The sequence below is a fragment of the Dyella sp. 05T440 genome, from assembly GCF_056395965.1.
In genome coordinates this window covers 34,472-53,906 of sequence record NZ_JBFTKN010000006.1, presented here as the reverse complement: position 1 = coordinate 53,906, position 19,435 = coordinate 34,472, and the positions used below count along the sequence as shown (strand labels likewise).

15 protein-coding genes are annotated in these 19,435 nt (G+C 64.2%); 8 read left to right on the top strand and 7 right to left on the bottom strand.

What is annotated here, in order from left to right; all coding sequences use genetic code 11:
- Positions 1 to 42: 42 nt before the first annotated feature.
- On the top strand, positions 43 to 984 hold the full coding sequence (cysK, locus tag AC1DE1_RS09565; RefSeq protein WP_441604099.1) for a cysteine synthase A: 942 nt from the start codon (positions 43 to 45) through the stop codon (positions 982 to 984).
- Positions 985 to 1,193: 209 nt separating this feature from the next.
- Here the strand turns inward: cysK and AC1DE1_RS09560 are convergent, their stop codons facing one another.
- Positions 1,194 to 1,565: a winged helix-turn-helix transcriptional regulator gene (locus AC1DE1_RS09560; RefSeq protein ID WP_477175957.1), complete on the bottom strand. Its 372-nt coding sequence runs from the start codon at positions 1,563 to 1,565 to the stop codon at positions 1,194 to 1,196.
- A gap of 155 nt (positions 1,566 to 1,720) precedes the next feature.
- Here AC1DE1_RS09560 and gstA point away from each other — a divergent pair, with 155 nt between their 5' ends.
- Positions 1,721 to 2,335 carry a glutathione transferase GstA gene (gene gstA, locus AC1DE1_RS09555; RefSeq protein ID WP_477175956.1) on the top strand — a complete coding sequence of 205 codons (615 nt, stop codon included), beginning with the start codon at positions 1,721 to 1,723 and terminating at the stop codon, positions 2,333 to 2,335.
- A gap of 64 nt (positions 2,336 to 2,399) precedes the next feature.
- On the opposite strand, the gene purB is transcribed toward gstA, so the two are convergent.
- Entirely contained in the window at positions 2,400 to 3,767 is a 1,368-nt protein-coding gene (purB, locus tag AC1DE1_RS09550; protein WP_477175955.1) for an adenylosuccinate lyase, read from the bottom strand.
- A 334-nt stretch (positions 3,768 to 4,101) separates the two neighbouring features.
- Here purB and AC1DE1_RS09545 point away from each other — a divergent pair, with 334 nt between their 5' ends.
- The gene (locus tag AC1DE1_RS09545) at positions 4,102 to 5,499 is read left to right on the top strand and encodes a class II fumarate hydratase (RefSeq protein ID WP_441604103.1); all 1,398 of its coding nucleotides are present in this window, start codon (positions 4,102 to 4,104) and stop codon (positions 5,497 to 5,499) included.
- Positions 5,500 to 5,591: 92 nt separating this feature from the next.
- On the opposite strand, the gene AC1DE1_RS09540 is transcribed toward AC1DE1_RS09545, so the two are convergent.
- From AC1DE1_RS09540 to AC1DE1_RS09520, 5 genes are all read right to left on the bottom strand, one after another.
- Positions 5,592 to 6,152 (bottom strand): DUF2884 family protein, encoded by a 561-nt coding sequence (locus AC1DE1_RS09540; RefSeq protein WP_441604104.1) that lies wholly within the window; start codon positions 6,150 to 6,152, stop codon positions 5,592 to 5,594.
- A 115-nt stretch (positions 6,153 to 6,267) separates the two neighbouring features.
- Complete coding sequence (locus tag AC1DE1_RS09535) at positions 6,268 to 7,233, bottom strand: ABC-2 transporter permease (protein ID WP_477175954.1); 966 nt, start codon at positions 7,231 to 7,233, stop codon at positions 6,268 to 6,270.
- Positions 7,230 to 8,087, bottom strand: a complete 858-nt coding sequence (locus AC1DE1_RS09530; RefSeq protein WP_441604106.1) for an ABC transporter ATP-binding protein — start codon at positions 8,085 to 8,087, stop codon at positions 7,230 to 7,232. The genes AC1DE1_RS09535 and AC1DE1_RS09530 overlap by 4 nt, the downstream gene beginning before the upstream one ends.
- Positions 8,084 to 8,467 (bottom strand): GntR family transcriptional regulator, encoded by a 384-nt coding sequence (locus AC1DE1_RS09525; protein WP_477175953.1) that lies wholly within the window; start codon positions 8,465 to 8,467, stop codon positions 8,084 to 8,086. The genes AC1DE1_RS09530 and AC1DE1_RS09525 overlap by 4 nt, the downstream gene beginning before the upstream one ends.
- Positions 8,468 to 8,471: 4 nt before the next feature.
- Complete coding sequence (locus AC1DE1_RS09520; RefSeq protein WP_477175952.1) at positions 8,472 to 8,795, bottom strand: hypothetical protein; 324 nt, start codon at positions 8,793 to 8,795, stop codon at positions 8,472 to 8,474.
- Between the two features lie 290 nt (positions 8,796 to 9,085).
- On the opposite strand from AC1DE1_RS09520, the gene AC1DE1_RS09515 reads away from it, so the two are divergent.
- The 5 genes from AC1DE1_RS09515 to bcsE all read left to right on the top strand — a co-directional run bounded on the left by AC1DE1_RS09515 (position 9,086) and on the right by bcsE (position 19,431).
- Positions 9,086 to 9,871: an SDR family NAD(P)-dependent oxidoreductase gene (locus AC1DE1_RS09515; protein ID WP_477175951.1), complete on the top strand. Its 786-nt coding sequence runs from the start codon at positions 9,086 to 9,088 to the stop codon at positions 9,869 to 9,871.
- Positions 9,872 to 10,413: 542 nt separating this feature from the next.
- A complete protein-coding gene (gene bcsB / locus AC1DE1_RS09510; RefSeq protein ID WP_477175950.1) occupies positions 10,414 to 12,690 on the top strand; it encodes a cellulose biosynthesis cyclic di-GMP-binding regulatory protein BcsB in 2,277 nt (758 codons plus the stop codon).
- Between the two features lie 3 nt (positions 12,691 to 12,693).
- Positions 12,694 to 13,857, top strand: coding sequence for a cellulose synthase complex periplasmic endoglucanase BcsZ (bcsZ, locus tag AC1DE1_RS09505; RefSeq protein ID WP_477175949.1), 1,164 nt, complete (start codon positions 12,694 to 12,696; stop codon positions 13,855 to 13,857).
- Entirely contained in the window at positions 13,839 to 17,642 is a 3,804-nt protein-coding gene (locus AC1DE1_RS09500; RefSeq protein ID WP_477175948.1) for a cellulose synthase subunit BcsC-related outer membrane protein, read from the top strand. Before bcsZ ends, AC1DE1_RS09500 begins: the two co-directional genes overlap by 19 nt.
- Before the next feature lie 31 nt (positions 17,643 to 17,673).
- Positions 17,674 to 19,431: a cellulose biosynthesis protein BcsE gene (bcsE, locus tag AC1DE1_RS09495; RefSeq protein ID WP_441604113.1), complete on the top strand. Its 1,758-nt coding sequence runs from the start codon at positions 17,674 to 17,676 to the stop codon at positions 19,429 to 19,431.
- Positions 19,432 to 19,435 lie beyond the last annotated feature (4 nt).

The following is a 19,435-nucleotide window of genomic DNA, read 5'->3' as shown; positions in this document are numbered from 1 at the left end:
CCTCGTGCCACCTTCATCCATGCCGCGTACCGGAGTCACTTCATGATCTACGACAGCATCCTCGACACCATTGGCAACACGCCGATCGTGCGCATTCACCGTCTGGCGCCCAAGCACGTGACGCTGTACGCCAAGGTGGAGGCATTCAATCCGGCCGGTTCGGTCAAGGATCGTCTTGCTTACGCCATCATCATCGACGCCGAGCAACGCGGCGTGCTCAAGCCCGGTCAGACGGTGGTGGAAGCCACGTCAGGTAATACCGGCGTGGCGCTGGCGGCCGTGTGCGCGGCGCGCGGCTATCCGTTCGTGGCGGTGATGTCCGATTCCTTTTCGGTCGAGCGGCGCAAGCTGATGCGCGCCTATGGCGCCAAGCTGCTGCTGACGCCCGCGGCGGAACGTGGCAGCGGCATGGTGCGCAAGGCCAAGGAGCTGGCCGACAAGCACGGCTGGTTCCTGGCCGGTCAGTTCGACAACCCGGCCAATCCCGCCTATCACCGCAACACCACGGCCCCGGAAATCCTGCGCGATTTCGCCGGCAAGCGGCTGGATTACTTCGTCACCGGCTGGGGCACCGGCGGCACCCTCACCGGTGTGGGCGAGGTGCTGAAGGTGGCGCGCCCGGAAGTGAAGATCATCGCCAGCGAGCCGGTCGGTGCCGCGCTGCTGTCGGGCAAGGAATGGCAGCCGCACAAGATCCAGGGCTGGACGCCGGATTTCGTGCCTGCGGTGCTCAATCGCGAGGTCGCCGACCAAATCCTTCCTGTCGACGATGTGTTGGCACGCGATACGGCGCGCGATCTGGCGCAGAAGGAAGGCATTTTCGTCGGCATTTCCTCGGGCGCCACGCTGGCTGCGGCCCTGCAGGTGGCGAAGGATGCGCCGGAGGGGACGGTGTTGTTGGCGATGTTGCCCGATACCGGCGAGCGCTACTTGTCGACCTTCCTGTTCGAGGGTGTCAACGAAGGGTCGGACGAGGTGGAGTGAAGATGTGTTCGTCTGCCCGCAGCCTTGGGCGTGGGCAGAAATCTGTGGGAGCGCACCCTGTGCGCGACGAGCCGACGGAGCGATACACCCAGGCGTGGCTGTCGCGCACAGGGTGCGCTCCCACAGGAGATAGCCGCCCCACGGAGAGGCGGGATGACGCGCCTCTGTTCTAAGGCGCCACAGGCGCTCAGCGGGCGAAGGTAATGGCTTCAGCGCACCGCCGCCTTCCGCTGATGCATCTCCCACTCCTCAATCAACTTCCTCCCCACATTCGCCAACGCATCGATGGCCGGTAGCAACTCGCGCCCCAGCGTCGTCAGGGAGTACTCCGCGGATGGCGGCGACGAATCGAGCACGCGCCGCGTCACCAGCCCTCGCGTTTCCAGTTCGCGCAAACGCGCACTCAACACACGTGCGGAGATTTTCGGCATGTCGTGGCGCAACTCACCGAAGCGACGTGGTTCGCCGCTGAGTTGCCAGATCACGTTGGGCGCCCAGGCGCCGCGCAGCAGGCCCAGCACTTCACTGAGAGGGCAGGTGGGTGCTGGGCAGACTTTGCTCTTGCGTAGCGGCAGACCCATGGGGTGCTCCTTGGGGGGCTTCGGTAACTCGGCGGTTACCGGATTTTAGAGGTTACCGGCGGTTAGGTGGTATCCAACAGTAACCATGATGGCTAGCATCGGTGGCCTTCGCGAACCCGGATCGCGTTGATCCCGTCCCCTCAAGGAGAACCACCATGAAGCTCTACTACGCCGCTGGCGCCTGTTCGCTGTCGCCGCATATCGTTGCCCTGGAAGCGGGTATTCCTGTGGAACTGATCAAGGTCGACAACAAGGCCAAGCGCACCGCGAGCGGCGAAGACTTCCTGCAGATCAACCCCAAGGGCTATGTGCCGGCGTTGCAGTTGGAAAGCGGTGAGTTGCTGACCGAGGGACCGGCCATCGTGCAGTACCTGGCGGATCTGAAGCCCGAGACCGGCCTGGCGCCCGCCCATGGCACCACCGCCCGTTATCGCTTGCAGGAAATGCTGGGTTACATCAACTCCGAGTTGCACAAGAGCTACTCGCCGTTGTTCAAGCCCGACACGCCGGACGCCGTGCGCGACGAGCGCCAGGCCTATCTGCGCAAGCGCTATGCCTTCCTGGAACAACGCCTGTCCAAGCACGACTGGCTGATCGGCGATCAGTTCACCGCGGCTGATGCGTATCTGTTCACCGTGACGAACTGGGCACAGCACGTGAAGCTGGATCTGTCGGACTTCCCGGCGATCGTCGCCTTCCAGCAGCGTGTGGCGTCGCGTCCGAAGGTGCAGTCGGCGCTGCAGGCGGAAGGGCTGCTCAAGGCTGCCTAAAAAAACGAAGGGCCGCGCATGCGATGCGCGGCCCTTGTGGCGAAACAGAGACAACGTTCCGCGATCAGATCTGCTTGGCCAGCGACTCGGCCAGTCCGATATAGCCGCCCGGCGTGAGGTCGAGCAAGCGCTGCTTGGCATCGGCGGGCAGGTCCAGGCCGGTGATGAAGCTGCGCATGGAGTCCTTGGTGATGCCCTGGCCGCGGGTGAGTGCCTTGAGCTGTTCGTACGGTTCGGGCAGGCCATAGCGGCGCATCACCGTCTGCACGGCTTCGGCCAGCACTTCCCAGCTGGCGTCGAGATCTGCGCCGAGGCGGTCGGCGTTCACCGTAAGTTTGCCCAGGCCCTTCTTCAGCGATTCGAGCGCGACCATGGTGTGGCCGAACGCCGTGCCGAGCGCGCGCAGCACGGTGGAATCGGTGAGGTCGCGCTGCCAGCGGCTGATCGGCAGCTTTTCGGCGAAGTGGCCGAGCAGGGCGTTGGCGAGGCCGAAGTTGCCTTCGGCGTTTTCGAAGTCGATCGGGTTGACCTTGTGCGGCATGGTCGAGGAACCCACTTCGCCGGCCTTCAAGGCCTGCTTGAAGTAGCCCAGCGAGATATAGCCCCAGATGTCGCGCGCCAGATCGATCAGGATGATGTTGGCGCGGCGCACGACGTCGCAGTATTCGGCCACGCCGTCATGCGGTTCGATCTGCGTGGTGTAGGCGTTGTAATCGAGGCCCAGGCTTTCCACGAAACGCTGCGAAAAGCTGCGCCAGTCCAGTTCCGGATAGGTGATCGCGTGCGCGTTGTAGTTGCCCACGGCACCGTTGATCTTGCCGGGCACTTCCACTGCTGCCAGCTGCTTGCGCTGGCGTTCCAGGCGGGCGACCACATTGGCCAGCTCCTTGCCCAGCGTGCTGGGCGACGCCGTCTGGCCGTGCGTGCGCGAGAGCATCGGCAGGCCTGCATTGGCATGAGCCAGCTCGCGCAGCTGGGCGATGATGCCGTCCAGCGCGGGCAGCAGCACCTGGTCGCGCGCATCGCGCAGCATCAATGCGTAGGACAGGTTATTGATGTCTTCGCTGGTGCAGGCGAAGTGCACGAATTCCTTGGCTTGCGCCAGCGACGCATCGTTGCCGATGCGTTCCTTGATGAAGTACTCCACCGCTTTCACGTCGTGGTTGGTGGTCGCTTCGATGGTCTTGATGCGCGCACCGTCGTCCACGCTGAAGTCGCCCGCGATGCCCTTGAGCCTGGCCACCTGGTCGGCGGTGAATGCCGGCAGCTCGACGATGCCCGGGTCCGCGGCCAACGCCAGCAGCCATTCGATTTCCACGTGCACGCGGCGGTGCATGAGGCCGAATTCACTGAAGATCGGGCGCAGCGTTTCGACCTTGCTGGCGTAACGGCCGTCCAGGGGGGACAGGGCGGTCAGGGCATGGGAGGACATCGGGGGTGTTCCGGAGGCGGGAAAGGGGGAATTTTACAACAGGGGAGGGGGAGGGGGTTTTTGGGGGGGTGGTGGTCAATGCGTCGCAGGCCGCTTTTTGCTCGTCATCCCTTTGGGCTTTCCTTCACCCGCCCGCCGCGTCATACGGGGACCCCGGGGGGAGAGCCACATCAAGAGCGTGCGCGACAGACCTACGGAGCGGTACACCGCTGCGTGCTTGTCGCGCACAGGGTGCGCTCCCACAGACAAGCTGGGACGCTATCCCCCCCCTTGGCGGCGCCCTAACACGCCCCGACCTATATTCCCGAAATCCCCCGAGAGGAATCGCAAGGACATGACCCAGTTCCGCATCGAACACGACAGCATGGGCGAGTTGAAGGTGCCGGCGAAGGCGCTTTATGGTGCCCAGACGCAGCGCGCTGTCGACAATTTTCCGATTTCCGGCATGCATTTGCCGCGTTCCTTTATCCGCGCGCTGGGCCTGATCAAGGCCGCGGCTGCCGACGCCAATTTCCTGCTGGGTTACCTGAAGAAAAACCAGGCGCACGCCATCCGCAAATCGGCGCTCGCCGTGGCCGAGGGCGAGTACGACGATCAGTTTCCGATCGACGTGTTCCAGACCGGCTCGGGCACCAGCACCAACATGAATGCGAATGAGGTGATTGCCCATCTGGCCAACAAGGCGGGCGGCAAGATTCACCCTAACGACCACGTCAATTACGGGCAAAGCTCGAATGACGTCATTCCCACCGCGATTCATGTCAGCGCCACGCTGACCACCAGCGAACAACTGCTGCCGGCGCTCAAGCACCTCAAGCGCACCATCGACCGGCGTGCGCGCGAATTGCGCAACGTGCCCAAGACCGGCCGCACGCATCTGATGGATGCGATGCCGGTGACCTTTGGCCAGGAGCTTTCCGGCTGGGCCGCGCAAATTGGCAGCGCCATCGAACGCATCGAAGACAGCCTCAAGCGCATGCGCCGCCTTCCGCTCGGCGGTACGGCCGTGGGCACCGGCATCAATGCCGATCCGAAGTTCGGTGCCGCGGTGGCGCGTGAATTGAAGAAGCTGAGCGGCGTGCGTTTCGATGCGGCGGACAATTATTTCGAAGGTATGGCCGCGCAGGACGCCGCCGTGGAGCTGTCCGGCCAGCTGAAGGCGCTGGCCGTCGCGCTGATGAAGATCGCCAACGACTTGCGCTGGATGAACTCCGGCCCGCTCGCCGGCCTGGGCGAGATCGAGCTGCCGGCGCTGCAGCCGGGTTCGTCGATCATGCCGGGCAAGGTGAATCCGGTGATTCCGGAGGCCACCGCGATGGTCGCCGCGCAAGTGATCGGCAACGATGCAGCGATCACCATCGCGGGTCAGTCGGGCAATTTCCAGCTCAACGTGATGCTGCCCCTCATCGCGCACAACCTGCTGCAGTCGATCGGGATTCTGTCGAACGTCAGCGTGCTGCTGGCGGACAAGGCGATCGCCGGTTTCAAGGTGAATACGGCGCGGGTGAAGGAAGCGCTGGACAAGAATCCCATCCTTGTCACCGCGCTCAATCCGGTGATCGGCTACGAGAAGGGCGCCGCTACGGCCAAGAAGGCCTACAAAGAGAAGCGGCCGATCATGGATGTGGCGCTGGAAACCACCGGGCTCTCAAAGAGCGAACTGCAGAAGCTGCTGGATCCGATGACGCTCACGCGCGGCGGTATCCACGGCGGCGGTGGCAGCGGCGGCTGACAATGTGGGAGCCAATCCTGTGCGCGACGCTCGTGCGTTAGGTGACGCATCGCAAGTCGCGCACAGGGTGCGCTCCCACAAAGGCGGTTCCGTCAGTGCCTGGTGTCCTTGCGGCACTTCTCGACGTTCTCGTCGCTTACCGCCGTGGCATACGGTTTGAATGCATCGAGCTGGGTCGCCAGCGCGTCCTGCGCGGTTTTCATGTCCGCCACGTCCTCGCAGATCTTGGCGGCGGCCTGCTTGATGGTTGCAGCGGCTTCCTCGACTTTCTGCTTGGTTTGCTCGGCAGTGTCGGCACCGGTCATCTTGCCGGTGACGGCACCCAGCTCCTTGGTGGCAGTAGCCACGCCCGCCTTGCCCGCCTCCATCGCATGTTCGCGCATTTGCCGCGCCGCGCCGTTGTAGCGCTGCAGCAGCGAACGCTGCGCGTCGTTGATCGCCACCTCGTGGCCATCGATGGCCAACTGCCCGTTCTGATCGACCGTGGCGTCGGGGGCGCCGGACGCCTTGATGGTGACTTGTCCATCATGGAGCGTGATGTGGCCGTTGATCACATCGGTATCGCCGCCGAAGATCTGGACATCATTGCCTGAGCTGCAAGCGGACGTCAGCACGGCAAGGGCGAGCACGCAGGGCAGGTAGCGGAACGACATGGCGACACTCCGTGGTGTGAGGGGTGAAGTCTGCCGCAGCTTGGGCGGCGGGAAAAGTTTGTCCCGCCTGCACCCCGCGTCCTTGCGGAAGATGCAGGCGGGACAAGACCGTCAATCAGCTGTCGTCGCGAACCCGGCGGAACCACACGGCGGCGGCGATCAGGGCCAGGCCGGCAATCACGCCAATCCACAGGTCAGGCGAGGCGAGCAGCCCGTAGGTGTGCATGGGGGACAGTATCGCCAGAGGATCGTTGTCGTTCATGCCGCCCATGTTCAGGGCGCTGTGCCTGTCGAACACCAGGTTGGAGCCCGGGAACACGCTCAACAGTGCGCGCTGTACGACGTTGGCCCAGAACCATGCGGAGGACAGATTGAACAAGCCCATGATGCCGAACCAGCTCACCAGCAGACCGAGCACCACCGGCACCGCCACCGCCCACAGGAAGGGCTTGCTGCGTGCGCCGGCCGAGCAGAGCATCAGCCAGCCCACGGCGGGCAGGGCCCAGAGTGCGTACAGCGGGACATTGCTCACCAGCGAAGCCACGGCGCGCAGCGGATGACTCAGTGCCAGCAGCTGCCACACGTTGATGCCATGGAAGGACAGCACGATGGCGAAGATGAACAGCTGCAGCAGGCCGCAGATGATGCTGACCACGACCGCGATGACCGGCGCCACGATGGCGGCGCTGACGACCTTGGACAACACGGTGCTCGTGTTGGAAATCGGCAGGGATTTCCAGAACAGCACGCTGCGGTCGCGGCGGTCGTCATAGAGCGAGCCGAGGCAGTAGAACAGCACCACGATGCCCATCACGATGCCGATGAATCCCATCGAGGAAATCATCGCCACGTCGGCCGCCGCACCGACCTGTTTCCAGTCGCCGGCATCGGCGTGCTGCATCATCATCTGGATGTCGTTGCCGCCGATGCGTACGCCATGGCGCGCGCTGAGCACTTCGGCGGTGATGATGGCCATCACGTTGAGCACCAGGAAGACGCCGCCCGTGACAATCGGGGCCCACAGGAAGCCACCGCGGTGCTCCCAGAATTCTCGCTTCAGCAACCAGTAGAAGGTTTTCATGCGTAGGTTCCCTTCATGGTGGCAACAAACAGGTCGCTGACCGTCGGGCGACGGACTTCGCCCATGCTTTCCAGCGTGGCGCGGTCGGCGCCGTCGAACAGGAAGATGCTCTTGCCGAACACCTGTCGCTCATCGAGCGGCTTCATGCTGCGGGCGGTGGCGGCCTTGTCGGCACTCACCATCACTTCGGCGAATCGTTCGCCAACCGTGTCCATGTCGGTATCCAACACGATCTTGCCGTCGCGGATGAACATCAGGTCGGTGAGGATGTTTTCGATCTCCTCGACCTGGTGGGTGGTGACGATGATCGTCTTGTTCTCGTCGAAATAATCTTCCAGAAGGCTCTGGTAAAACTGCTTGCGGTAGAGGATGTCCAGCCCGAGCGTGGGCTCGTCCAGCACCAGCAGGCGGGCGTCGATCGCCATCACCAGCGCCAGGTGCAGCTGCACGATCATGCCCTTGGACATCTGCTTCACGCGCTGATTGGGAGTGAGCTTGGTGCGCGCCAGGAAGGCTTCGCACTTGGCCCGGTTGAAGCGCGGGTGCACGTTGGCCACGAAATCGATGGCCTCGCTTACCCGGATCCAGCGCGGCAGCACCGCCACATCGGCGATGAAGCACACCTGTTCCATCAGCTGGTCGCGCTGCGTGCGTGGATCGAAGCCCAACACATTCAACTCGCCCTTGAAATCGGTGAGGCCGAGGATGGCCTTCAAAGCGGTGGTCTTGCCGGCCCCGTTGGGACCGATCAGGCCCACGATGCGGCCGGACTCGATGCGAAAGCTCACGTCGTTCAGGGCGTGCGCATTCTTGTAACTCTTGTTCAGACCAGTGGCCGTGACGACCGCGTTCATGACTGGCTCCCTTCGCTGCCCGCGCTATTGGGGGCTTCGCGCAGCAGGGTCTTCAGGTCCAGCCCCAGGCGTTGCAGGCGGGCGAAGAGCGCGGGCCATTCCTCCCGCAGGAAGCGCTCTCGTTCGGACTTGAGTAGCGCTTCCCTGGCTCCATCGATGACGAACATGCCCAATCCCCTCCTTTTTTCCACCAGTTGATCGTCGACCAGTTCCTGATACGCCTTGGAGACGGTGAGCGGATTGATTTGGAAATCCGCAGCAACCTGGCGTACTGACGGCAGCGGGTCGCCCTCGTTCAAGGCGCCGTCCAGAATCATCGCCACAACGCGTTCGCGGAGCTGGCGGTAGATCGGGACGCTGTCGTTCCAGGTGATGGTCATACTGTTATTCCTTGCTGATACGGCCGAACTTGGTGCTACCGAAAGAATAGTAGGGCATGGCCAGCTGGCTCCCGAGCACCACGTTTGAGGTGGCTTCGGCGGACAGCAGCGGGGCAGTGCTCAGGGTGGCGACGTTGGCGTCGGCCAGCATGGCGGCGGCGCGGAGGTCTTCAGCCGACGGGCGGACCGTGACCGGAGCCAGGTCGATGACCTTGACGCCGTTGATCTCACTGACGGGGAGACTGTTGACGTTGGAGTTGATGGCGGCCAGGCCAACCGTAGTAAACAAGGCGGCGGCGGTCAGGGCTAGCAGGTTATTCGCTTTCATGGCGTTCTCCTTTAGTGCTCTCGTGGACCGGTGTTGTAGTGAACTATAACACCATATTCGAAGGCGTCAATAGCTCGAGCCAAAATTCGCAACATGACTGATGGCCTATAAAGCTGAACGAGGTCCGGGGCAGGCCTGGGCCCGGAAGCTGGCGCTTATGGTGTCCAGGGAGGCAGGTCGGCGGCAGAGCCAGCCATCAGCCATCGCAGGTGACAGGCATCACCTCCACGCGCGCGCTGCGGGCAGCGTGCTTCAATGACCTTCGTTGCTATGGGTACAAGGAACGCTGCATGGACGTCGGTCTGGCTGGGCATGTCGTCGTGATCACCGGCGCGAGCAAGGGCATTGGCCTGGCGTGTGCGCAGGCCTTTGCGCGCGAAGGCGCGAAGGTGGTCGGTATCTCCCGCAACCTCGCGCACCTGCATGCCGCACAGCACGACCTCGAGCGCGAAGGACTGCGCATGGACGTTGCTGCGGCGGACCTGCGCGAGATCGTCGCCGCGCAGATGGTGGCCGAATACATCGAAAACGAATTCGGTCCGATCGACGTACTGGTGAACTGCGCCGGCGCCGCGCGCCGCACACCGATCGCCGATCTGCACGCCGACGCGCTGCATGACGCCATGCAGGCGAAGTACTTCACCTATATGCACATGATCGATCCGGTGATCCGTCGCATGGCGGCACGCGGCCACGGCAGCATCGTCAATGTGGTGGGCCAGGGCGGGCGTCAGGCCAGTCCAGTGCATATTGGCGGTGGTGCAGCCAATGCGGCCTTGATGCTCGCGTCGGTGGGCTATGCCAGTGCCTATGCATCCAAAGGCGTGCGTGTGAACGTGATCAATCCCGGACCGACACGTACCGGGCGTTTGCAGGAGGGCCTCGATGCCTTGGCGCGCGCCAGTCATCGGTCCATCGATGAAGTGCTGGCTGACCAGCTGGCGGAAATTCCCATGGGGCGCATGGCCGAGCCGCGCGAGATCGCCAACGTCGCCGTGTTCCTCGCCTCGCCGCTGGCCAGCTATGTCACGGGTGCGGTGATTCCCATGGATGGCGGCAAGACCGGCGTGGCCTGATGGTTGCCTTTTGTCATCGGACGTAAAGACGTCCATACGGTCGTGTGCGATGGATGGCATGCATTGATCGACCAGGCGATCGACGCTACGGCCTTTCGGATGTAGTCACCGGAAACTGCTGCGCCGCGCCAGGGAATTCGCAGGTTCATGCACGGCCGCACACTTCGACGCTGCCAGGTTGTGCTTCGTGTGACTATTCACGTTTCTTTTATGCCGGTTTCTTTAATCGTCTCTGCCGAGTGACGAGGTGCCGCTGTGCCAGCGCGCGAAACCGGTCGAAGGGCCCGATTTCATGCGTTGCGCACATGCTCCACGGAATGCTGGTCAGCACCTGATCGTGGATGCCGCCCATGCGGAGCAAGCCATCGTCAGCAGGGGCATGAGCGTGGAGACGCCGCAGAGGGCAGGGTGCATGGGCGTTGGCCCAGCAGTTTCCGCGGATCGTGTGGGTTCGTTGGTAGAGGCAGCAGCGCAGGGGACGGGGATTGCCTGATCAGCCAGCCCGTTTCCGACGTTCCGTCACTGACCCAGGGCGACATTCCATGCGGCAGCTACGTCATGTTTGTTGGGGTTTACTGCTGGTGGGAGGCTGGATGGTGGCGAGCGCCGATGCGCAGCCCCTCCAGGACGCAGCGCACGGCGTCGCGCAGCCAGCTCCCGCGACTTCGGCGCCCAGCAGCGACGCCTCGGCGCAAGTGGCACCCGCCGGGGTGGCCCGCGACCTTACGTTGAAACAGATGGGCGTCTACGGCGCCATCAAACTGCGCGGGCAGGACCCCAACGGCACCTTGAATGTGGCCGTGCGCAACGACGAGGTGGTGACTGGCGCGAAACTGCGGTTGGTCTACACCTATTCGCCGTCGCTGATCTATTCGCTCTCGCACCTCAAGGTGTTCCTCAACGGCGAGGTGGTCGCCACGCTGCCCTTGGACAAGGAGCAGGCGGGGCAGACGGTGAGCAAGGATGTCGTGCTCGATCCGCGCCTGTTCACCGATTTCAACCGTATCGGTGTGCAGATGATTGCGCACTACTCGCTCGATCACTGCGAGGACCCGTATCACACCTCGTTGTGGACCGACATCAGCCCCGATACCACGCTCACGCTCACTACCTCGGAAATCGGGCTGCCCAACAGCCTGGCCTTGCTGCCGGCGCCTTTCTTCGATCGCCGCGACAACCGGTCGTTGGTGGTTCCCTTCCTGCTGCCCGCCCATGCCGATGCGCAGACGCTGCGTGCGGCAGGCGTGGTGTCGTCATGGTTCGGCGCGTTGGCCGGCTGGCGCGGTGCACGCTTCCCGGTGGCGCAGACGCCGCCGACGGATGGGCATGCCATCGCCTTCGCCCTGCCCAACGCGATGCCTGAGGGCGTGAAGCTGGGCGATATCAAAGGCCCCACGGTCATCGTGATGGCCAATCCGGCCAGCCCGCCGCAGTCAGGTCGCAAGCTGCTGGTGCTGGCCGGGCGCGACACCAAGGAGTTGCAGGAAGCGGCCAATGCGCTGGTGCTTGGCCAGGTGGGCATGTCCGGTGACCAGGCCATCGTGAAGTCGGTGGATCTGGGGCCGGAGCGTCGACCGTACGATGCGCCGAACTGGGCGCCGGTGGATCGCCCGGTCAGCTTCAAGGAACTGGTCACCGATCCGGCGCAGCTCGAAGCAGCCGGCTTCAATCCGCAGCCGATCCGCGTGGATATGCGGCTGCCGCCCGATCTGTTCGCGTGGGCGCGCCACAGCGTGCCGCTGAACGTGCATTACCGCTATACGGCGCCGTCCAACTACAACGACTCGGTGCTCAATATCGGCGTCAACGACCAGCTGCTGCGTTCGCTGCGTTTGCGGCCGGCCGATCCTTCCGGCGTCGAGAGGCAATTCAACGTGCCTCTGCTGTCCAGTTCCGAGGCGCGCGGTGCGGAAGAGATCCGCGTGCCGGCGCTGCGCATCGGCAGTACCAATCAGTTCCAGTTCCAGTTCCACATGGATTCGCAGAAGACCGGGCTGTGCGTTACCGCGGCTACCGACAGCGCACGCGCGGCGGTGGATCCCGATTCGAACGTCGACTTCAGCCAGTTCGTGCACTACACGGCGATGCCGAACCTGGCGTTCTTCGCCACCAGCGGGTTCCCGTTTACGCGCATGGCGGATATGGCCGATACGGCCGTGGTGATTCCCGATGCGCCAGACGCGCACGAACAGGAAGCACTGTTCACCATGCTCGGACAGCTGGGACGCTGGAGCGGACTGCCGGCCCTGCGTGTATCGGTGGTGCCTGCCGGCGCGGTGGAATCGGTGCGCGACCGCGATCTGCTGGTAATCGGCACCGGTACCGCCGGGGAGCTGATGGCGAAGTGGGGCAAGGGCTTGCCCATGCTGATCGAACGCAGCGAGAACGATTTGTCCGTGCGTGAACTGACTGATCGCCCCAAAGGGCAGGGCCCGGTGGCGCGCGCTGCGATGAGCGTGAATGGACCGACCGCCGCCTTCGTGGGTTTCCAGTCGCCGTACACCAAGGGCCGGAGCGTGGTGGCGCTGGCGGCCAATGCGTCCGATCGCCTGGGTGATCTGCTCGACGTGCTCGGCGACGACACCAAGCTCGGCGAGGTACGCGGTGACCTCACCGTGGTGCGGCAGAAAGTGGTGGTGGGCCTTAGCGTAGGCGATACCTATTACGTGGGACATCTGCCGTGGTACGCCTGGCTGTGGATCCATATTTCCCGATATCCGTCCTTGATGGCGCTGGCCGGCATACTTGCGGGACTGTTCGTGGCACTCACCGTGTTCTGGGCGCTGGGTCGGCTCGCCGCACATCGACTTGAGCGGTGATCCATGCGCCGCGCCTCGATTCCGCTGCTACGCGCGCTGCTGGTGGTCGGCGTGACCTTCGCCTCCAGCCATGTACAGGCTGCGTCCTGCACATGGCCGGACTGGGAGCACTTCAAGCAGGGCACGCTCAGTGCCGACGGCCGCGTGGTCGATGCAAGCACGCCCGAACAGGTCACCGTGTCCGAGGGGCAGGCGTATGCGCTGTTCTTCGCGCTGGTGGCAAATGATCGGGCCACGTTTGATCGCGTGCTCAACTGGACCCAGAACAACCTCGCGCAAGGCGATCTGACCAGGCATCTGCCGGCCTGGCAGTGGGGGCGCCAAACAAAGAAGGATGCCGCCCAGGTCTGGGGCGTGCTCGACGGCAATGCAGCCTCCGATGCCGATATCTGGATCGCCTATACGCTGCTCGAAGCGGGGCGCCTGTGGCACGAGCGCAGCTATACGGCGTTGGGTACGGTGCTGGCTCAGGCCATCGTGGCGAAGGAAACGGCGGTGTTGCCAGGACTCGGCCGCACCGTATTGCCCGGTCCCGTGGGTTTTCATCCGCAGGACGACGTATGGCGACTCAATCCCAGTTACGTCCCGCTGCAGGTGATGCGCCATCTGGTGAGTGCGTTGCCTCAGCAAACGGAATGGAAGGCCATCCTCGACAGTTCGACCAGGCTGGTCACCGGCACGGCGCCGCATGGCTTCTCCCCCGATTGGGCGATGTACAAGCGCGACCAGGGCTTTGTCGCGGATCCGGCCAGCAAGGCTGAAAGCGCGTACAACGCGATACGTGTGTATCTGTGGGCCGGACTGCTGGCGCCGGATGCGCCGGAGCGTGCCGCGGTGCTCGACACGTTCCGCCCGCTGGCTGAATTCGTCGCCGCGCATGGTTTTCCGCCTGAGCGCGTGGACACGCAAACCGGCGTCGCAGCCAGCAACGAAGGCAATGCCGGTTTTTCCGCCGCGGTGGCGCCGTATCTCGCTGCTCTTGGCCGCAACGAGCTCGCGCAAGCGCAGGTGCAACGCACGCGCACACTCGCCGCGCAGTCGCCGCTGGGCTATTACAGCCAGGTGCTGACCTTGTTCGGTCTTGGCCATCTCGATGGCCAGTACCGCTTCGATGCGAACGGCGCAGTCGTTCCTGCCTGGACCTCGACGTGTCCCGCGGCGCACTGAATCATTTGTTCGCACCTGCCATCGCGCTGCTGGTTGCCGGTGGCGCCATGCCGTCGCTGGCGTTGGCGCAGACCACGGCCGGCGCACCCAGTCCGGCGATGAAACAGCTGCTCGATTCAGCGCGCGTATGGCAGGCCAAGAATCGTCCGGATATGGCGCGCGGCATCGTGGAGAAAGCCCTGCTGATCGATCCCGCCCAGCCGGACGCGCTGGCCTTGATGGGGCAGATCGAGCTCAGCTCCAATCGACCTGCTGAAGCGGCAAAGATGCTGCAGCGGCTGCAGGCGCTTTATCCCAGGCATCCGGCCACGCTCGAATTGGCGGATGCCTATCGTCTTGCGACCACCGACAAGACCGCGCTGGCGAAGGCGCGCCTGGCGATGCGCGCCGGCCAGTCGCAAGAAGCGTGGCAGCAGATGCAGGCGCTGTTTCCGCGCGGTGCGCCCAACGGATCGCTGGCTGGCGATTACTATCGCGCGATGTCCGCGGCAGGCCAGCGCGACAAGGCCTTGAATGAACTGCGCGAACGTGTGCGGCAGGATCCCGATGATCTGGGCCTGGCCATGACGCTGGCAGACATGCTGACCGATCGCGCGTCGACGCGACTGGAAGGCCTGGACATCATCTATCGCCTCTACCAGCGGCAGGATGCCAACCGTCCGCAAGCCCTGGAACTGTGGCGACGCGCGCTCAACAGTGCCGGCAGCGATGATCCCGCGTACTACGTGTGGTATCAGCGCTACCTCAAGGAAGTGCCCAACGACGACAGCGCCAAGGCAGCGCTCGCTGCGCTGGCCAAGAAGGGCGGTGCCAGCTACGTGCCGCCGCCGAAGGGTGCAGCGCCGTCCAGCGAAACGTCGACGACGTCCTCTGCACCGGTGCGCTCCTCCACCTCTCGCCAAGGCGAAGCGGTTGGTGAGCAAGGCCTGGCCAAGATGCGCGAAGGCAAGCACGACGAAGCGCGTGCCTTGTTCGCGCGAGCGCTTCAGCTCGATCCGGACAACGCCGGCAAATGGCGCAGCCTGATGGCCACGGCGACGTTCTGGGGCACCCTGTCCAAGGCGCGTGCGGCCAACGATCAGGGGCACCCGGAGCAGGGCGAAACACTCGCCCGCGAGGCGCTGCGCCAGCAGCCCAACCAGAGCGATGCCAAGAAGGTGCTGGCGACCTCGCTGATCGCGCAAGAGAAATGGGCTCAAGCCGAGGCAGTGCTGCGCCCGATGGTGGAGGCGGAGCAGCCGGACGTCGATGCGCTGGAATTGTTGGCCAAGGTGTTGATCGCCACGCATCGCACGCAAGAGCTCACGCCACTCATCGCGCAGGTGGAGCAGCGCTATAACGGTTCCAGCGACGCCATGATCACCCTGCGCGCGCAACTGCTGTCCATCGAAGCGGATCAGCTGATTGCCGACGGTAAAAGCGGTGCAGCCGTATTGAAGCTGGAAGATGCTGTACGCCTGACGCCCAAGAATGCCTGGCTGCGCTACACGCTGGCCCGCCAATATCGCGACCTGGGTCTGCCCGCCTTGGGTCGTTCGGTGATGGAAGACGGCCTGCGCGTGGCGCCCGCACCCGACATGCGCTACGCCAGCGCGCTCTATCTCAATTCGCTTGACGATATCGACACCGCCAGCAGCGTGCTTGCCCAGGTGCCAGCGAGCGAGCGTTCCGACGGCATGCGCGAACTCGCGGCCAACCTCAAGGCGCAACGAGACCTGCGCGAAGTACATCAGCTTGAAGCTCAAGGTCGTCAAGAGGAGGCGCGAGCGCTGCTGGACCGGATTGCGCTGGACGTGCGCCATGATCCTCAAATGCTCGCGAGCGTCGGACGAGAGTGGATCAGCCTGGGCGAGCCCGACAAAGGCTTGAAGTTGGTGCGCGATTGGCTGGATGCGCACCCTAACGATCCCGCCGTCGGCGTGCGCCTGCGTTATGGCGAGCTGCTTGGTGCAGCCAATCGTGACGAGGAGTGGCGCAGGTGGATTGCCGATGCGCGATCACGGCCCGGAGTCACGCCCGAACAGCAGGCGCAGTTCGACGACCAGTTGCTGCGCTTGTCCATGCGCAAGGCCGCGCGGCAGATCGATGCAGGCGATCTCGCGGGAGCCGACCGCACGCTGGACGACGTACCCGAACACAGCAAGCAGGAAAAGCGCTGGCTGCTTGCCCAGGCCGATCTACGCGAGGCCCATCGCGATTATCGCGGCGCGCAAGCTTATGCCCGCAAAGTCTTGGTGGATCATCCTGGCGATGCTGACGCGCGGCTCACCATCGCGCGCATGGAAGAGCGCATGGGGCATCGCAAGGCCGCGTTGGCCATGGTCGACGAGGTGCTGGCCGATACCCCGCCGGACGATGTCGATACGCGTCTGGCCATCGCGCGTCGTTACACCGCCCTGGGCCGCAACGAGCAGGCGCGCGCCGTGGTCGATCCCTTGCGGCAGCCGTATGCCGATCGCTCCGATGTCACCCTGCAGTCGGGTCGCATTGAACAGTCGCAAGGTCACTACGACGAAGCGGCCCAGCTGTACCGCACGGCGTTGACGCAGGAGCAGGCCGAGGGCGAAACCCCCAGCCCGGACGACGGACTCACCTCGGCGCAGCGTGCCTTGCAGGGTCTGGATGATCGCCGGCAAGGGCAGGTGGCCACCGGTGTGCTGCAGTCCAATGAATCGGGCAGCAGCGGCATGTCGCGCCTGGATGCCACGGAAATTCCGGTCTACCTGCGTCTTCCAGATGGCTATACAGGGCACTACTTTTTCCATGCCGACACGGTCCTGCTCAATGCTGGCACCTTGCCGGCGGACCGGTTCGATCCTGCCTTCGAGTTTGGCAAGATCGCCGCGCTTGGCAATGCCGGGCTGCGACCCCTGGATCAGACCGACAAGGGTGTCGCGCTGGCGGCCGGCTACGACTTCAACGGCGCGAGCAACAGCTGGCGCGCCGACATTGGCAGTACGCCGATCGGTTTCACCGTCAACAGCATCCTCGGCGGATTTCTCTATCGCCACGATTTCTACGATGCATCGGTGACGCTGGATGTGTCGCGCCGTCCGGTGACCAGCAGCCTGGTGTCGTATGCCGGAGCGCGCGATCCGGTTACCGGCGAGGCCTGGGGCGGCGTGGTGCGCAGCGGTTTCACCGTGCGCGGCGCACAGGATCTGGGCCGCACGACGCTGTTCGCATCCGTTGGCTTTGGCGTGCTCACCGGCGAGAACACCGAGACCAACCATGAGTTCAAAGTACGGACCGGCATCGACGTGCCGGTCTACGTGGGCGTCGATCAACAGTTTTCCAGCGGCCTGGTGATCAACTACTGGCACTACGCCAACAACCAGCATTTCTACACCTTCGGCAACGGCGGCTATTACAGCCCCGGCCGCTATTTTTCGGCCTCCATCCCGTTGGATTGGACCGGTCGTTACAGGCGCTGGTCATGGGAGTTGGAGGCCTCGGTAGGGAACTCTTCCACCAACGAGGAGGAGGCGCCGTACTTCCCCACGCGCCCGGATCTCCAACAGCAGGCGGTGGCGCGCATGGCTGCCGCGGATGTGGGCTCGCCGTATTTCGGCACCGGTTCGGGCGGCGGCTTCAGCTATACGGTGGCAGCGGCGCTGGAATACCGGCTCACGCCGCACTGGGTGATCGGCACGCGCTTCAAGCTCGATCGTTCACGCGATTACGCGCCCAACCTTGGCACGATTTACCTGCGTTACTTCTTCGACCAGCAACGGCTGCCCGTGCCGTTCCCGCCCAACCCCGTCAAACCGTATTCCACGTACTGACCGGATCACCTTGCCGCTAGGGACGAGAGTCGTGACGAACCTGCCTCCATCGCCTTACGAATCGACCGATCGAGCGACGCCACGTGCGTTGCTGCGACTGAATCAGTCGCTGGCCATCGAGGGCCTGCCGTCGTCGTTGTCGGCGCTGGCGACCGGGCAGGTGTACGCGGTGTACGCCAGTCGCTCGCCGGCACGCGACGCGCTGTTCTGGAAGACCGCGGCGCATGCGCTGCTCACGCCGGTGACCGTGCTTTCCACGCGGTCGGCGGAGGATGTCGCGCAGGCACTGCACCAGCACGGCATGGATATCGACCACCCGGGTGCGGTGCATCCCAAATCCAATGTGTGCAGTCTGAAGATCCCGCCGAACCGCGACGGTTGCGACGTGCTGATGGAATCCTTGCAGGCGCTGTCCGCGCAATGCGCGACGCCCGCAAGCCAGTTTCTGGTCGAAGGCGTGGCGACCTGTTTCGCCTGGCAGGATCGGGCGGCGCTGATCCGGCAGGGTGCGGCCCTGGCAGGCTGGTGCGCACAGACGCGGCACACCGTGCTGCTGGTGATGTTGCCGCCACTGGTGGAGCAGAGCGGAGACTTCCGGCCGCTCACGGATTTCCAGATCCAGTTCGCGGGTGCCGCGCAACTGGTGCATGTGCAAGGCGAGTTTCGTTGGGAGGTGGCGTTCTGGCGCGACAATCGCGGGGCACTATCGGCCAGCGAATCCATTCCGCTGCGCTTTTCGGCCAATGATCACCGCTTGATCGCGGTGCCGGACGATCCCGCCAGCGGCGAAGTGGCCGGCATGCTCGCACCCGATGAGAGCGTGGTGATGGTGGCCCAGGGCACGGTGGCGCGCGAGCGGGTGGTGCCCAAGGGTTGGCAGGTGTTGCCGGACAATGAGGCGTTGGTATCGGCGGCCAGTCGGGCGGTGGCGGCCACGGTGATCCTGCACTACGGCATCAACGAAAGCGTCGCTTCGTTGGCCAGGCAGGTGAACTACCTACGCCGCCAATGCGGCAAGGCACTGAAGATCCTGATCCGCGAAGACAACGTCAGTATCCGCTACGAGTTGCTGATGCTGACGTTGGGCGCCAACGCCATCATTGCGCGCAGCATGCCGATGGCGCAGGTCGAAATCGCGGTGGATGGCGTGCAAGGGCAGCTGTTCTCGCGCCCCGTGCCGGACGACTACCTCGGCGCGCTTTCGGCGGCGATGCGCGATTCCACCACCGGCTACGTGCCGGCGCAGCGCTTCATCCAATTGGTGCGCGAGGCTGTGGAGCGCAGTCGCCCGATACGCCTGCCCAACGTCTTGCTGCGGCTGCCGCTGGAGCCGGACGTGGCCGGCATCGATGCGCTGCAGGCCTGCCGCATCCGTCGCACCGGCGATCTGTGCACGGCCAGCGGCGACAGTCTGTATCTGTTCTTTTTTGCCTGCCACGTGGAGAACGCTGGCGAGGCCATGGAGAAGGTGTTCGAGCGGCCGCTATCGGAGCTGTTTCGCGGCGAGCTGCGCTGCGGTGACCGCGAAACCATTATTTCCACGCTCAATGGTCTCGCAGAGGAAATCGCCGAACTGCCGCCGCCCGATTACACCGGCCTGGTCGCACCTCCCGAACCGATCGCCTCGCCTGCGCCACCGGTCGCCGAATCACCGGCAGAGAGCGTCATGACCGAGGCGACACCGTCCGGACTTCCCTTGCTCGGCAGCGTGGAGGCGATCAACGCGGCGGCCGCCACCATGCGCCGTCCACCACGTCCTGCATCACTGCCGCTGAAGGCAGGGAGGTGAGACG

Coding starts and splice junctions, on each gene's coding strand:
- cysK (WP_441604099.1), top strand. CDS start 43: ATGATCTACGACAGCATCCTCGACACCATTGGCAACACGCCGATCGTG.
- AC1DE1_RS09560 (WP_477175957.1), bottom strand. CDS start 1,565: ATGGGTCTGCCGCTACGCAAGAGCAAAGTCTGCCCAGCACCCACCTGC.
- gstA (WP_477175956.1), top strand. CDS start 1,721: ATGAAGCTCTACTACGCCGCTGGCGCCTGTTCGCTGTCGCCGCATATC.
- purB (WP_477175955.1), bottom strand. CDS start 3,767: ATGTCCTCCCATGCCCTGACCGCCCTGTCCCCCCTGGACGGCCGTTAC.
- AC1DE1_RS09545 (WP_441604103.1), top strand. CDS start 4,102: ATGACCCAGTTCCGCATCGAACACGACAGCATGGGCGAGTTGAAGGTG.
- AC1DE1_RS09540 (WP_441604104.1), bottom strand. CDS start 6,152: ATGTCGTTCCGCTACCTGCCCTGCGTGCTCGCCCTTGCCGTGCTGACG.
- AC1DE1_RS09535 (WP_477175954.1), bottom strand. CDS start 7,233: ATGAAAACCTTCTACTGGTTGCTGAAGCGAGAATTCTGGGAGCACCGC.
- AC1DE1_RS09530 (WP_441604106.1), bottom strand. CDS start 8,087: ATGAACGCGGTCGTCACGGCCACTGGTCTGAACAAGAGTTACAAGAAT.
- AC1DE1_RS09525 (WP_477175953.1), bottom strand. CDS start 8,467: ATGACCATCACCTGGAACGACAGCGTCCCGATCTACCGCCAGCTCCGC.
- AC1DE1_RS09520 (WP_477175952.1), bottom strand. CDS start 8,795: ATGAAAGCGAATAACCTGCTAGCCCTGACCGCCGCCGCCTTGTTTACT.
- AC1DE1_RS09515 (WP_477175951.1), top strand. CDS start 9,086: ATGGACGTCGGTCTGGCTGGGCATGTCGTCGTGATCACCGGCGCGAGC.
- bcsB (WP_477175950.1), top strand. CDS start 10,414: ATGCGGCAGCTACGTCATGTTTGTTGGGGTTTACTGCTGGTGGGAGGC.
- bcsZ (WP_477175949.1), top strand. CDS start 12,694: ATGCGCCGCGCCTCGATTCCGCTGCTACGCGCGCTGCTGGTGGTCGGC.